General features: G+C 51.4%; 11 protein-coding genes. 5 read left to right on the top strand and 6 right to left on the bottom strand.

Features of this window, described 5'->3' with window-relative positions; all coding sequences use genetic code 11:
- Nucleotides 1–37: 37 nt before the first annotated feature.
- The 5 genes from AC5JMP_RS22225 (at nucleotide 38) to AC5JMP_RS22205 (ending at nucleotide 6,728) form a co-directional block, all read left to right on the top strand.
- The gene (locus tag AC5JMP_RS22225) at nucleotides 38–955 is read left to right on the top strand and encodes an alkaline phosphatase family protein (RefSeq protein WP_495853680.1); all 918 of its coding nucleotides are present in this window, start codon (nucleotides 38–40) and stop codon (nucleotides 953–955) included.
- A 102-nt stretch (nucleotides 956–1,057) separates the two neighbouring features.
- A complete protein-coding gene (locus AC5JMP_RS22220) occupies nucleotides 1,058–1,840 on the top strand; it encodes an ABC transporter ATP-binding protein (RefSeq protein ID WP_495853679.1) in 783 nt (260 codons plus the stop codon).
- A gap of 182 nt (nucleotides 1,841–2,022) precedes the next feature.
- Nucleotides 2,023–3,342, top strand: coding sequence for an MlaD family protein (locus AC5JMP_RS22215; protein WP_495853678.1), 1,320 nt, complete (start codon nucleotides 2,023–2,025; stop codon nucleotides 3,340–3,342).
- A gap of 45 nt (nucleotides 3,343–3,387) precedes the next feature.
- Nucleotides 3,388–5,424, top strand: a complete 2,037-nt coding sequence (locus AC5JMP_RS22210; protein ID WP_495853677.1) for an S-layer homology domain-containing protein — start codon at nucleotides 3,388–3,390, stop codon at nucleotides 5,422–5,424.
- A gap of 353 nt (nucleotides 5,425–5,777) precedes the next feature.
- Nucleotides 5,778–6,728 (top strand): GDSL-type esterase/lipase family protein, encoded by a 951-nt coding sequence (locus AC5JMP_RS22205; protein ID WP_495853676.1) that lies wholly within the window; start codon nucleotides 5,778–5,780, stop codon nucleotides 6,726–6,728.
- A gap of 3 nt (nucleotides 6,729–6,731) precedes the next feature.
- Here the strand turns inward: AC5JMP_RS22205 and AC5JMP_RS22200 are convergent, their stop codons facing one another.
- The 6 genes from AC5JMP_RS22200 to psbA form a co-directional block, all read right to left on the bottom strand.
- Nucleotides 6,732–7,547: a DNA adenine methylase gene (locus tag AC5JMP_RS22200; protein WP_495853675.1), complete on the bottom strand. Its 816-nt coding sequence runs from the start codon at nucleotides 7,545–7,547 to the stop codon at nucleotides 6,732–6,734.
- A 379-nt stretch (nucleotides 7,548–7,926) separates the two neighbouring features.
- Nucleotides 7,927–9,423 (bottom strand): cache domain-containing protein, encoded by a 1,497-nt coding sequence (locus AC5JMP_RS22195; RefSeq protein ID WP_495853674.1) that lies wholly within the window; start codon nucleotides 9,421–9,423, stop codon nucleotides 7,927–7,929.
- Between the two features lie 16 nt (nucleotides 9,424–9,439).
- Nucleotides 9,440–10,732: a dicarboxylate/amino acid:cation symporter gene (locus AC5JMP_RS22190; RefSeq protein WP_495853673.1), complete on the bottom strand. Its 1,293-nt coding sequence runs from the start codon at nucleotides 10,730–10,732 to the stop codon at nucleotides 9,440–9,442.
- Nucleotides 10,733–10,837: 105 nt separating this feature from the next.
- Nucleotides 10,838–11,824 (bottom strand): substrate-binding periplasmic protein, encoded by a 987-nt coding sequence (locus tag AC5JMP_RS22185; RefSeq protein WP_495853672.1) that lies wholly within the window; start codon nucleotides 11,822–11,824, stop codon nucleotides 10,838–10,840.
- 28 nt (nucleotides 11,825–11,852) lie between these two features.
- Nucleotides 11,853–12,971: a DNA-processing protein DprA gene (dprA, locus tag AC5JMP_RS22180; protein ID WP_495853671.1), complete on the bottom strand. Its 1,119-nt coding sequence runs from the start codon at nucleotides 12,969–12,971 to the stop codon at nucleotides 11,853–11,855.
- Between the two features lie 362 nt (nucleotides 12,972–13,333).
- Nucleotides 13,334–14,416 carry a photosystem II q(b) protein gene (psbA, locus tag AC5JMP_RS22175; protein ID WP_495853670.1) on the bottom strand — a complete coding sequence of 361 codons (1,083 nt, stop codon included), beginning with the start codon at nucleotides 14,414–14,416 and terminating at the stop codon, nucleotides 13,334–13,336.
- Nucleotides 14,417–14,649: the final 233 nt, after the last annotated feature.

Raw genomic sequence — 14,649 nt, 5'->3', positions numbered from 1 at the left:
CATTTGCCCTGGCTGAACGACAAATCTTTCCTTTCCCATGCATTACAACATCCAAACTCAGGCTTCCTGCAAAGTAATTCTGGTGGTTTTAGATGGTTTACGATTTGATGTCGCCCAATCCTCAATGGGATATTTGGGACATTGGGTTGAAATTTCCCAAGCCAGTCTATACAAAGTTCAGGCAGAACTTCCTACCTTGTCTCGCCCTTTATATGAGGTGCTGCTCACAGGAACTCCTGTCTCAATCAATGGCATCACCGCCAACGATGTCGCCAGACTCTCCCATCAAACTAGCCTATTTCACCTGGCAACTCAGCAAGGATTAACCACTGCTGCTGCTGCCTTTCACTGGTTTAGCGAACTCTACAATCGCTTTCCGTTCGATCGCTTCACCGATCGCGAACAGCATCAGCCACATCTGCCCATTCAGCACGGCAAATTCTATTGGGAAGATGCCTACCCCGACTCCCATCTGTTTGCCGATGCGGAAGCCCTGCGTCAGAGCTGTCATCCTGATTTTATGCTGGTGCATCCGATGGGATTAGACTACACAGGACATCGCTTTGGCGGCAACTCTCCAGAATATCGCGGACGAGCGATCGCCACAGACAGCCTCTTGGCGCAATTTGTGCCCCGATGGCTAAGCGACGGCTATGAAATCTTGATTACAGCCGATCATGGCATGAATGCCGACGGACAACATGGCGGTATAGGTGCTGATGTTCGGGAAACTCCTTTGTTTTGTATTAGCCCTAGGATAGCTCCTGGGATTTATTTGGAAGGCATTTCACAAATGGCGATCGCCCCCCTAATCTGTCAACTTTTGGCATTGCCCTACGGAAAAAACATGCGTCCTCAGTCAATACCGGGTTGCCTGAGCGGCATCATGGATAGCCCAGAGCCGGAGAAGGGCTGCGAATCCCATCAACTTTTTGGCTCTCCTTCTCCCACGTAGGCAGAAGGGATGGGAGGATGAGGAAGCAAAAATCTGTCAGTTAATCAGCCTGTGCTGCTCATTCTGCGTTAAGTTGGGTCTGTCTAAACGAGACATTCTGCTATGGCTGAGCCGCTTATCGAACTGAAAGGAGTTAGCAAATCCTTTGGTCGCAACGTTGTGTTAGAAAATATCGACCTGACGATTTACCGGGGAGAAGCCCTTGCCATCATCGGGCCGTCAGGGACGGGCAAATCCACGATTCTACGGATCATCGCAGGGCTGCTAGAGCCAGATGCTGGAGAAATTTATGTCCAGGGTCAGCGGCGAGAGGGATTGGTGGAAGATGCCAAAGAGTCCTTGGGCATTGGCATGGTTTTCCAGAACGCCGCCCTGTTTGATTCTCTGACGGTGGAGGAAAATGTTGGCTTTCTGCTGTATCAGCACTCTCGCTTGTCTCGCAGACGTATCCGCGAACTCGTTGAGCATAAGCTGGATATGGTTGGGCTGCCAGGAATTGGCAATCGCTATCCTGCCGAGCTTTCGGGCGGAATGCGCAAGCGGGTCAGCTTTGCCCGTGCCATTATGGACAACCCCGACGACCCAACCGATAGTCCTGAAGTGATTCTCTACGACGAGCCAACTGCTGGACTAGACCCGATCGCCTCTACGGTGATCGAAGACTTGATTCGCGCCTTGCAAAGCTCTCACGGCGGATGCAGCACCTACGGAATTATTACGCACCAAGACAGCACCATTCGCCGCACCGCCGATCGGATCATCTTCTTGTATCAGGGTAAAGTCCAGTGGGAAGGTAGTGCTGCGGACATCGACACGACCGAAAATCAGGTAGCACGACAGTTTTTTAGCGGCAGTGTCGAGGGGCCTATCCAATTAGCGGGGTAGTATAGCTGTCACCAGTTTGCTTATGATCTTTTGGGTGGGGCGCTGCGCACCCCACCCAAAAGATCCTCATCCTAACCGCCTTGGCGGTTGCCATATTTTGAACTCACCCGTAAATCTGGAACGTTACCGTCTAGGGTTAGAGGTAATCTGGATAGAAGCTGCCGCTGTTGAAAGGAGACATCATGCGATCGCGAACAATTCGAGAAGGTTCTGTGGGTCTGCTGATCCTGCTAGGGCTGGGGGTAATGGGAGGGCTATTTTTGTGGTTACGAGGGTTTAATCCTAGCAACCGCAGCTACCGCGCCGTCATCCAGTTCCCTGAAGTTGCGGGCATCCAGGTAGGCGCACCCGTGTCTTACCGAGGGGTATCCGTAGGTCGGGTGATGGATGTGCGTGCCGGAGCCAATGCGGTAGATGTTGAAGTTGAGATTTCGCCTGGGACTCTGGTAATTCCCAAGAACGCAGTTATTGAGGCAAATCAAAGCGGTCTGATTGGCGCAACGGCGATCGATGTCACGCCTCGGAACAGTTTGTCTAGCGCCGCGTTAGCGCAAAATCCGCTAGCAGAAAACTGCTCCAGTGAGATCGTTGTCTGTGATGGCGATCGGCTTTCTGGCGAGGTCGGAGTCAGCTTTGGCGCTTTGGTACGCTCCACAACACAGTTTGCCAACCTATTTTCCAATCCCCAATTTTTTGCTGAAGTTCGTTCTCTGACCCGCAACTCTGCCGATGCGGCTGCCGGAGTTTCGGTGCTGACGGGCGAAGTGACCAAGCTAACCAAATCTGTGCAAAGTGAGCTGGGAACCCTGTCCACTGCTGCCTCTACTTCGGCAACATCGGTGGGTGAGGCGGCAAATCAGCTGGGTTTGACAGCCGCTCAGGTGAATGGGCTACTCGCCGAAAACCGTAGCTCTCTGGTCGGAACCCTCAATAGCATTGACCAAACGAGCCGCCAAGTTCAGGATCTAGTCAGCACCTTGGCACCCCAGGTTGAAAATGGCGAAATCTTGCAGAATCTCCAAACTCTATCGGCAAATGCCGCTGAAGCTTCGGCAAACCTGCGAGATCTAACGGCAACCGTGGGCAGTCCTGACAATATGCTGATGCTCCAGCAAACTCTAGATTCTGCTCGCGCTACCTTCCAAAACGCCCAAAAAATCACCTCTGATCTGGATGAGCTGACGGGTGATCCGGAGTTGCGAGATAACATTCGCGACCTAATCAACGGATTTGGCAACCTGGTGTCTTCTAGTCAGCAGTTGCAGCGACAGACGGCGATCGCTCAAGTTCTGAGTCCGGTGGCTTACTCTGCGGCGAGTGTAGCAGCGGAAGGCAAGCGTGAAGGTGCAGGAGGCGGGGACGCAAAACGGGACGATCGCCTTGCACCTCAGCCCACCCTCCAGATGCCGACTGACGCGGAATATCAAAATTGGCTCAAAACCTTTGCTACCGCTCGTCAACTTCCTTCAGAAGAGCGCAAGGTTCAGCCTGCTGCCTATTAGCGACCACAATACCAAGTGCCTTAATCCTCGCTTCCCCATTTTTCCATGCCCCCCCATTTTCCTGATATCCACGATCATTGGGCAAGATCCTGCATCCTGGCGCTGAGCGATCGCCACATCGTCCAGGGTTTTCCAGATGGTACTTTTCGCCCCGATGCGTCGCTGACCCGCGCTGAGTTTACGGCGCTACTGTATGTGTCATTTCCTAGTGCGCCCAAGGTTCGTAATTCCGTCTATTTTCCTGATGTGCCCCTAACGCACTGGGCGTATAAAGCCGTGATTTGGGGCTACGAGCGGGGGCTGTTTTCTGGCTATCCAGAGGGCTACTTTTATCCAGATCTGCTCATTCCCCGTATGCAGGTGATGGCGGTGCTGGTGACGGCGCTGTCTCTGCCCACCCCTGCTAATCCCGATGAAACGCTGACGCTTTATTTCGATGATGCGGCGGAGATTCCGAACTGGACGCGCTGGGCGATCGCGGCAGCCGTGCTAGATAACCGCATGGTCAATTACCCAAACGTGCGCCTATTTCGCCCGACCCAAAACGCTACCAGAGCTGAACTAGCGGCATTCCTCTGTTTAGCGCTAGAGATTTCAAACGCTGTGCCGCTGCCGTATGCTACCTGGAATATCGGCATTTATGCCCTTCAAGATAGTGATCCAGATAGTCTAGCGCCCTACGAGCGTTGGGATGGCTGTGCCCGTCTGATGCGCGATATTCAGGTGATCTTGACCGACTTCCGGCTGTATTCTGGGGCGATCGATGGGCGTTACACCTCTCCCACCGAAGCGGGTCTGACGCAGTTCTGCGACTTCTACGGACTCGACACCATGAAAGTCGGCGTATTTGATTCAGAGTTTGCTTGGGCGCTGACCCATGCCGATCCGATCGCCTTCATCTTGGCGCAGTCCAAAGACCGTCAGCAGGTTTACAACACCTACCTGGCGCAGGAGGAAGGATTTGATGCTGAAAAGCTAGCGTTTCTCGATCGCGGATACCTGACATCGCCCTATGCCGCCGAGATTTCCAGTTTTCCCGATCGCCTCACCCAAAAGCCCGATGGCGTGACCTTGATTTCGCCCACCGCGATCGCTGATCTCTACCCAGCGCGAGGTGAACGACCAGCCATTGATGCAGCTGGGCTAGATTTTTTACATCCAGACATTCAGCAAGCCTGTGTTTGCGTCGGCAGCTTTGTCGATGGCATGATTCGCGCTCGGTGGCTGGGAAAAAATGCCCTCCAGCCTGCCCAGCTTTGGAGCGCAACGAAGATTCTGCCGCTGCTGCACGTGCTGTGCCGCGCCAACGCCGCCAATTCTGAGGCAAAGATTCGAGACTGTCTGGTGCAGCCAATGGGCAGCTCCAGCGGCTACGGTTTCTATTCTCTGGCGGTCGATCTGGTGAGCTATCAGGAGAAAATTGGCAGCTCGAATGCGATTGCGGCTTTATTCAAGCAGTTTTCAACGCCGAAGGAACTGCAAAGCTGGATACAGCAGATGACAGGCAACTTTAATTCAGACTTTTTGGGACGTTACGGCGAACCGCCCCTGATTGAATGTCCTAAGCTCTGGAGCCAAGCTCTCGATGCTTTACTGCTTGAAACCCCCTACAGCGATCACACAGGCAACAATGCCCTATCGACCTATGATTTGACGCGGTTTATCTCGCTGGTGGGCTGGCACAATCACCTGTTTGCGGGTGCGCAGTTACCCAACGCCCAATGGCACAGCCTGGAAACGGTGATTCGCGCTCTGGGTACCGATACTGCTCGCTATGTTGATGTGGCGATCGAGCAGCTCGGCTTGGCTGCGGCGATTGAATCGCCCGTGATTCTCTCGAAGTTGGGCTTTGGACGCAGCGACACCCGCTACCAAACCGAACTCAGCTATGTTGCCTTTGTGCAGTTGATAGACAAACGGCCTCGCGCCAAGAATAAGCCTGCGATTCTCCACACGATCGGCATGGCGCTCTTGGGAGCCAATGCTGAGGGCGACGCCAATGCAGAAGCGCGTCAGCTTGATGCCCGCATGGCGGCAGAAATCACAGAGATCTTGCGGCAGGTGGTAACACAGGAGCTGTAGCCCTGTCCCCTTTACTTAAGGTATTTGAGGGTGGCGCGAAGGGCATTGACGGTTTCATGTATGAATTTTATGAAAGGGGCGCGGAGCGTCCCTTTCATAAAAACTCATACCCAGATTCAGCGAGTCACAGATGCGGTTTATGGCAACCGCCAAGGCGGCTAGGACGGGGACATTTTTGGTGGGGCGCGCTACGCCCCACCAAAAATGTCCTAAGCAAGCTGGCGACAGCTATTAAGAGAAGGGCAGGTTGAAAAAATTAGATAAGTTTCAATTCAACTGTCCTGAAAGGGCGATCGATCGCAAGCAAAGAGAATCATGTGTTCTTGATCACAGGTGCCTGTGATTTATAGCCGATGAGCCATTTTTGTTTAATTGCGGCTAGCCTGGTGTCACAGGGGCAAATTCCTGGCTGGCAGCTTGCCTCTGCTGAACCTCCTACCCAAATTCCCTCTGCTACAGCAATTTCTCGTCTCTGTGATTCTCCAGCCGCCTCTCCCAAACGGATTGCCTCTTCGGTGTCGCCCACGGTAGAGATCAACTTGCCTGAGCCTAGTCGTCGCTGGAAGACCATTCCGATCGCTGATTTTGTCCCGCCTCGGCGCAGTCGTCCGGGTTCTGGCAGCCAGCTTTTGCAGCAGCGCTGGGCGGCTCTGCGATCGGGCACCCTTTACACGCGAACGGCGATCGATAGCTTTCGAGAAGCTTGGCTAAACGCGACGGAGCAGCCTACCTATGAGCAGTGGATTAACCTGTTGGGGCAAGAGGCAAAGATGGTCGCAGGCGGGCAGGGGGTGAATCGGCTCTCAGTGTTGGTAGGGGATTCTTTGGCGATGTGGTTTCCTGCCGATCGGCTGTCGAGCGATCGCTATTGGCTGAATCAAGGTATTTCAGGAGACACCACCACCGGAATTTTGAATCGGCTATCGTTATTTAATGACACGCAACCTGACGCAATTCATGTCATGGCGGGCATCAACGATTTGCGGCGTGGGGCAACCGATGCTGAAGTGGTCAGTAACCTGACGGAAATTATGCGACAGCTCAAGCAAGCCCATCCTAATTCAGCCGTTTATATCTACTCGATTTTGCCCACTCGCCTATCTTCAATCTCCAACAATCGCCTCCGCTGGCTTAACTACAACATTGCGGCAGCTGCCCGTCAGGAAAACGCGACATTTCTCAACCTCCAGTCTATTTTTGTGGACGATGAAGGCAATTTGCAGCGTGACCTGACCACGGATGGACTGCACTTGAGCGCCTTGGGGTATGAGGTTTGGCAGACTGCCCTAAAGCCAATCTTTTAAGATCTACAACCTTTTGTATGCCAGGATTTCTCTTGCAGGGGTGCGATCGCCATTGCAGGAAATCCGGCGCGGCCCCTCTAGGAATTTAATCCCAAAGCCTAGATTGCTATATAGCTCAATGATTCGTTCGGTTGCTTGATTGGAGGCAATCACGGGCCCTTTGTGGGCAGACAGCCATTCAGCTAGCGATACCTGATTATTCCAGGTAAAGTCGGTAGAGCTGTATTTTCTAAATTCAACGTCATAGGGCGGATCTGCATAGATAAAGTCATTGGAGTTGAGAGGGAGATCCATAAACTCCATGGAAATCAGATCGAAGTTTCTTAGGGCAGGAATATAGTGTGTGAAATCTTGGATGTAGCCGATCGTCTTATATCGTCCAAAGGGGACATTGAATTGGTCGCTGTTATTAAAACGGCAAAGCCCGTTATATCCTGTTCGATTGAGGAAGTAAAATAGCTCGGCAGCATTGAGGCTATTAATCTGCCCCTCTAAGATGAGGTGGTTGAAACGCTGACGACAAACGTAGTAGTAGCTGGAATCATTTTTTAAAGGAATATCAATCAATAAACCTTTTTTTAGCCAGCTATAAAAATTCATGAGGTGGGCATTTAAGTCATTCAGCAGTGCCGATTGAGGCTGTAGACCCAGCGCCACAGACATACCGCCGACGAAAGGTTCTACGAGTCGGCAATGGGAGTGCGATCGCCAAATTTCCTTTAACGTAGGCACTAACCAACGCTTTCCTCCAGCCCACTTGAGAGGAGGACTAAGAACTTGGCTAGAGGTATGAGCTGCGGATAGTGAAGCTAGAGGCACGATTCTACTTTGACACTTTATAGCAACCGCCAAAGCGGTTAGGACGGAGATATTTGGGATGGGGCGCGAAGCGCCCCATCCCAAATATCCTAAGCAAACTGGCGACAGCCCTATAAGAAATCTGCATTTTATGAGAGATCTAATGGCTTAAAATCTGCTCATAGCCTTAAAAGTTTTGCCGACATTTGAGCCTATTAATGTTCAAGAAGATCTGTTTAGAATCAGCAAAAAATCAAGACTCTGGATTATCTATAATCTTAAACCTTTTTTACAAAAAATGATTTTTATTAGACTATCTAACTCATAGTTCTCATCTAGTTCTCATCGCCAGCTTTCTGCCCCGACGCAATTCAATTCCTTCTCAGATCAAGTTTTGCCTTTATTCCTTCGTTGATTTTGTCTGACTACGTTTGCGAAGCGTATGGGCTTTTGAAACTAAGTCTTGGAAAAAATCAGTTTCGACAATTTCCTGAACCTGCTTTTGGCGCTTCACTTCGTCAATCTCAATGCGTAAGTCTTGCACTTGCTGTTTTAGACGCTGTTCTCGGACATAAATCTGCCGCGCCATCGTTTGAAAAACCCGTGCCAATTGCCCTAACTCATCGGTACGCTGAGCAACAGGAGAAAGACTTTCGACCTCAAATTTCTGAGTTTCGATCGCCGCTGCAGCACGGGCAACCCGCAGAATAGGACGGGCAATAATGCGATCGGTCAGCAGCACTGCCAGTCCAGAGGTCGTGATTACAAAGGCTATGATGACGATGAGCAAGATCTGTTTATTCTGGTTGATCTCCTTCAGGTAGATACTCTCAGGAATGACGGTACCCATTTGCCAATCCAGATGCCCTAAAGGCGCAAGGGAAATAAAATAGCGATCGCCTGTTTCTGGCTGCACATAGGTGAACTTTTGCAGAGATTGAAGACGGGCGATCGCCTGCCCCTGAGTCTGCAAGGTATCGCTGGCGTATTGAAGTAGGGGATTTCGCGTCTGGCTGAACTTTTGAAGCTGCGGCTGATCTTGGTTCGTCGTGGATAGGGATATCACATCCTGTGGTTCCGTTGAAGCGATGAGTTCTCCCTTTGTATTGATGATAAAGGCAGCTCCCGGTCGCTGTCCGCGCAGTCGCTTCAGGTATTCCGAAAGCTGTTTTAGCTCAATGCCAACCCCCACCACTCCAACTGTTTTCCCCTGTTGCTCAATGCTGACGGTCGCATCCATTCCGGGCGCGTTAGTCGATCGATAGACATAAATTGACCAGGCGGGCTGACCAGGCGTTTTTAGCGCCGCCTGATACCAGGGTCGTTGAGGCGCGTAGAAAGCCGGATTCATGGGCATGGATTGACTGTCAATTTGTTTGAACTGCTGATTCACCCGTCGGTAGGCATGAATGGTAGTCGTGGTTGTTTGATTTTTAGAATTCCAGTCACGGCTATGAAACTTGAGGATTCCCTCTGGCATTCGCTGTGCGCCCAAGAAATTGCCGTTCGCATAGCCAAACTGTACCCAGGTAAAATCAGGATTTGCCTGGAGCGCACTCAGAAGAAATGCTTCCTGTGCCTTCTGATCGGAGAGATTCACGAAATTGTTGATGTAGCTGCTCTGGATCAGCCCTTGCGCTGACTGAGCGCTGCTAAACAGCCGCTCAACTTCTTGTGAGGTGGCGAGGGCAATCTCTTTGTTCGTTTGGGCGATGAGCATGTCTACATTACGCTGGGAGACGAGCAGCCAGGGGAAGTAAACGATCGCCGCCGTAGTGCTAATCGTGATCAGAACAGCACCTGCTAGCGCCACCTTTAGACTAGGCGTTTTTTTGAGCGGATCTAGCAGATTTTTGGCAGGGCGCAGTGAATTTTTAAGAGAAAGAATGGGCTTCATCGTTTAACAGCTCCGCTTAATGGCTCAATTCTGGATAAGACTCTAAATCTGTAATGATGGCAGTAGCTGCCATCCCAGTATGGACAATGCAAAGGGTGCGAAAAGGATCTAGGATCGGATCGATCGCAATGAACAGCACCAGCACCGCTTCGAGCGGCAATTTCAGCGGATGCAGCACCAGATCGAGCATGGTTAGCGTCAGAATTCCAGTTACGCCCGATGTTGCCATGCCCGCCAGAATTGCCCCAACGATGACGATCGCCACCTCCCTAATGCTCAAAGATTTATGGTAAAGCTGCGCCACAAATAGTGTAGCCAGGGCAAAGTAGGTAACCGATCCAAAGCGGCATAGCGTCGTCGCCAGGGGCGCAACCAGATTCACCGTTTGACGATTGAATTGCAGCCTTTCGCTCAGAGCAGTGATGGCAGAAGGGAGGCAGGCGAGACTGCTAGAGGTGGCGATCGCTAGAATCGTCGGTTCTCTTAATGCCGACAGGACAGAGCCTAGAGAAAGATGCGATCGCCGCCATAGGATAAAAGTGCTAAAGATATAGATGCTCATGAATGTGGCAATTGAAATGACCACAAAGTTAATCATAGAAAATAAAACGTTTAGACCCAGTTTAGAAATCTGCGTTGCCAACAGGCTGCACAATCCAAAAGGGAGCAGAAACGTTAGCCACTGAATCAGTTTGTTGAACGTTTTATAGATGCTGTCAAGAACTTCAAAACAGGTGTTAGATTCCTGAATTAGCCCCAGTGCAATCCCAGAGATGATTGAAAAAATCAAGACTTTTAGAGTCTGTCCTGTACTTAGGGCATTAAAGATATTGTCTGGAATGATGCTAAGCAAAAAGCTGTTGAAGTCTAATCCTGGCTCTGCGATCGCTTCACCCGTCAGCGAGATTTCCAGATCAATTCCTGATTGATTGACCATGACCCCTAGCCTTTCCAAGGTGGCAGTAGACAAATTACGACCGGGTCCCGCGATCGCCGCCATTGCCACAGCAAAGCTACTCACCAGTAGCAAGCTCACAGGAAACACAAGGAGAATGCGGCGGATGGACGCCCCGCGAGTGGTCATCAGTCGCCCAACGCTGGTGGTAATGGCAGAGAGCAAAATGGGTAAAACGCACATCTTGAGTAGCCCCAAATACAGCTCCCCTACGGGAGAAATCCATGCAGCTAAGTTGTGCTGACGGGTGCCAATCCCAACACCTAGGACAATGCTAATGACGATCGCCCAAGGGCTGCGAAGCCAGATCAACGTAGGGCGAAATTGAAGAGACTGGAGGGGACTAAGAGCCATAGCTAGCCTGGTTTGAGGAAAAAAACTTATGCTGGAGGCTGGGTAATTTTCACGGGGCAGCCTTCACGGGACTGCCTTCACGGGACTGCCTTCACGGGACTGCCTTCACGGGACTGCCTTCAGGTAGCCCGAATATTCTTCCAGCAATTTGTCTGTCGTGTAGTTAATTTGCATCATGTCGAGATACTGTTCCACAAAAGCCAGAAGCTGTCCGCTGTCCCAGGGTAGGGCGATCGCAATGGCATCCTGCGTGTCGGTTAGAGCGATCGTCTGGAGCTGAAGTGCTGCGTCCGGCTTGCCCAACACAATCTTTTTCACTTCTAACTCATCTCGGTAAGCCGCCAGAATATCGCCCCGAATCACGGCTTGCATCACTGCCGTCCAGGAGGAATATTCGACAATTGTGGCTTTGGGAAACTTCTGTTGAGTGAACCCCACGTAAGAGGAGCCTTTGATCACGCCAATTTTGCCCTGCAAATTCCGAATCATTTGCGTGGCGGTCTGCCCATTTGCCCGCTGCGCCATTTGCAGACGGTTGACCAGCAGCCCCTGCCGCATGGTGAGATAAGGGCGAGAAAACCGGACTCTTTGGGCACGTTTCAAGGTGCGGCTAAGCTTGGAGAAGGCTAAGTCTGCATCCAGTTGGTAGACCGCATCAACGACCTGATCAAAGGTGGTCGCCGATCGATTCACCTCCAGTTTTACGCCTAGCTGATCGGCGATCGCCTGCGCCAATTTCATATCCAGTCCCACGAGCTTGCCCTGCTCATCTGCCATGAAAAAGGGCGAATTATCCTGCTTTAGAGCGGCTACTACGAGCTTGCCGCGATCGCGAATCCGCTGAATGTCAGGAGCCGTTGCAGAGCGTTCAATGGAATATTCACCGGAAGGTGGCGTCGGGGCAGCGACTACGGGAGCCGCAAGCATGAACGGCAGTAGGCATCCCCAAAAAACTCCCAGAATGCAGATGCTCACGGCTCGGATAGCCGCTGCTGGGGTATAGCCAGTTTGCTTAGGACATTTTTGGTGGGGCGCTTCGCGCCCCACCAAAAATGTCCCCGTCCTCACCACCTTGGCGATTGCTATAGCCACTGCTCTAAGGGAACCGTGTCGGATCAATCTAGCTGCGCTGATAGCGAGTCCCTCCTGAAAGTTGGGATACTAACCCCAGTAACTCCAATTGTGCTAGGGCGCTAAGCACTGCTCCAGTCGGCAATTCCGTCTGCTGCACTAGCCAATCAATCGCGATCGCCTCATTCCCCACCACCTGTAAAACCTGCTGAAGATCGGGCGCAAGATCGGGCGGCGGCGCAGTTTCCAGCAGCGAGAGTTGGGTCGCGTCGCTTTGGAGTCGCGGCAAGGTATCCAACAGCTCTAGCAAATGAGCTTCTCCCAAAATGGCGTGAGCGCCTTGGTAAAGCAAATCGAGGCAACCCAGACAGCGCTTGTTATCAAGAGAACCGGGCAGCACGTAGACATCTCTGCCGTAGTCATTGGCAAGACGGGCGGTAATCAAAGCTCCTGATTTTTGGGGAGCTTCCAAGACCAGCGTGGCGCGCGATAACCCGGCAATGATGCGGTTACGGCGCGGAAAGTTGACGCGATCGGGCTGCGTTCCTGCCGGGTATTCACTCAAGAGCAGCCCTTGATTGATGATGCGCTGAGAAAGATTGCGGTTAAACGCGGGGTAAATCACATCGACCCCGGTTGCCATAACGGCGATCGTTCGTCTCCCAGCATTTAGGCAACTCGTATGGGCTTCCGTGTCGATGCCATCTGCCAATCCCGAAACCACCAAAAAGCCTGCCTGAGCCAATGCCGCACTGAGCTTGCGCGTCCAGCGACGACCATAATCTGAGGGATCGCGGGTGCCAACAATGGCGATCGCTGGGACATGACCCTGGTTTTCAAGCCGATCAACTGTGCCGTTATAGTACAAGACAGGCGGCGGATCGGGAATTTCCAGCAGCAGCCTTGGGTAGTCTGGATCAGCCGGAGTCCAAAAACAGGGATTCTCTCGTTCATGCTGTTGCAAAAGCTTTTCAGGATCAATGCGAAGGCGATCGATCGCTACCGTATCTGCCGTCTGTAATCCAAATCCATCGACTGCCAGAAGTTCACTAGGCTTTGCGTCCCAGGCTATTTCCAGGCTACCAAAGTGATCGGATAAGCGGCGGAGCAAAATCGCCCCAACGCCCGTAACCTGTGACCAAGCTAACCAAAACGCACGCTCCTGCACGAATTTTCCTAAAAAATAAAGGACATATATGGCGCTACGCGCTTAGATCCAATGAGTTACTTTTTGAGAGCCACGCGGCTCTCAAAAAATAACTCGTCCTAACTCAATTACGTAGTGCTATGGCAACCACCAAGGCGGTTAGGACGGGGCATTTTTATGGATGTGCTCCGTGCGTCCATAAAAATGCCCTAAGTGTGAAAACTACGGCTATACCTGAAACACAGCTTGAGTTCAGTGTTCCCTAGAAATAGATGGAATAACAAAAAAGCGCCCCCGATCGGGAGCGCTTTTTACAGATTAACCAGCAGTTTTCAGCTAGCTTTAGCTTGGTTTTAACTGACAGTCACTAGACTTGCCAATCACTAACCGTTAATGGCAGGAGCTTGCAGCGCGACAGGAGTTGCTTCACCCGCAGCCAAATCCAGCGGGAAGTTGTGAGCATTGCGCTCGTGCATGACTTCCATACCCAGGTTGGCACGGTTCAAGACATCTGCCCAAGTGCTGACAACGCGACCTTGGCTATCCAACACAGACTGGTTGAAGTTAAAACCATTCAAGTTGAACGCCATGGTGCTGATGCCCATTGCCGTTAGCCAGATACCTACCACAGGCCATGCACCCAACAAGAAGTGCAATGAGCGAGAGTTATTGAAGGAGGCATATTGGAAGATCAACCGACCAAAGTAGCCGTGTGCCGCCACAATGTTGTAGGTTTCTTCTTCTTGACCGAACTTGTAACCGTAGTTCTGAGATTCAACTTCGGTGGTTTCACGAACCAACGAGGATGTCACCAAAGAACCATGCATTGCCGAGAACAGCGCACCACCAAACACACCTGCTACGCCCAACATATGGAAGGGGTGCATCAGGATGTTGTGTTCTGCCTGGAATACGAACATGAAGTTAAAAGTGCCGGAGATACCCAAAGGCATGCCGTCAGAGAAAGAACCTTGACCGATCGGGTAGATCAGGAATACGGAGGTTGCAGCTGCCAGAGGAGCGCTGTAAGCCACGCAGATCCAAGGACGCATACCCAGACGGTAGGAAAGTTCCCACTGACGACCCATGTAGCAGAAGATGCCGATCAAGAAGTGGAAGCAAACCAACTGGTAAGGGCCGCCGTTGTACAGCCACTCGTCAAGAGAAGCTGCTTCCCAGATGGGGTAGAAGTGCAGACCGATCGCATTAGAAGAAGGCACAACTGCACCAGAGATGATGTTGTTGCCATACATCAAGGAACCTGCGACAGGCTCACGGATGCCATCAATGTCCACAGGAGGTGCTGCAACAAAGGCAATGATGAAACAGATGGTTGCCGAGAGCAAGGTAGGGATCATCAAAACGCCAAACCAGCCTACATAGAGGCGGTTATCGGTTGATGTTACCCAGGAGCATAGGCGCTCCCAGAGGTTTGCGCTCTCGCGCTTTTGTAATGTTGTAGTCATGATGATTGCTTAGATCCTAGATAATTACTTAACTAGAGAATGGATGCTATGTATGAAGTAGGTATTAACCGACTTGGCTTATATGCTATTAGAATTGCGCTAGTTTTCGCAATTGTTAACCTTAATATGTAACCTATTGCAATGAATTTTTGTAAATGAGTTGTATTATCACGGCAGCATTACTCATCTGCGATCGCCAATCATTAAGCTTCGCAAACTTATATCTCAAAACT

This window comes from Drouetiella sp., from assembly GCF_059504425.1.
This window is presented reverse-complemented; position numbering and strand designations above follow the sequence as displayed.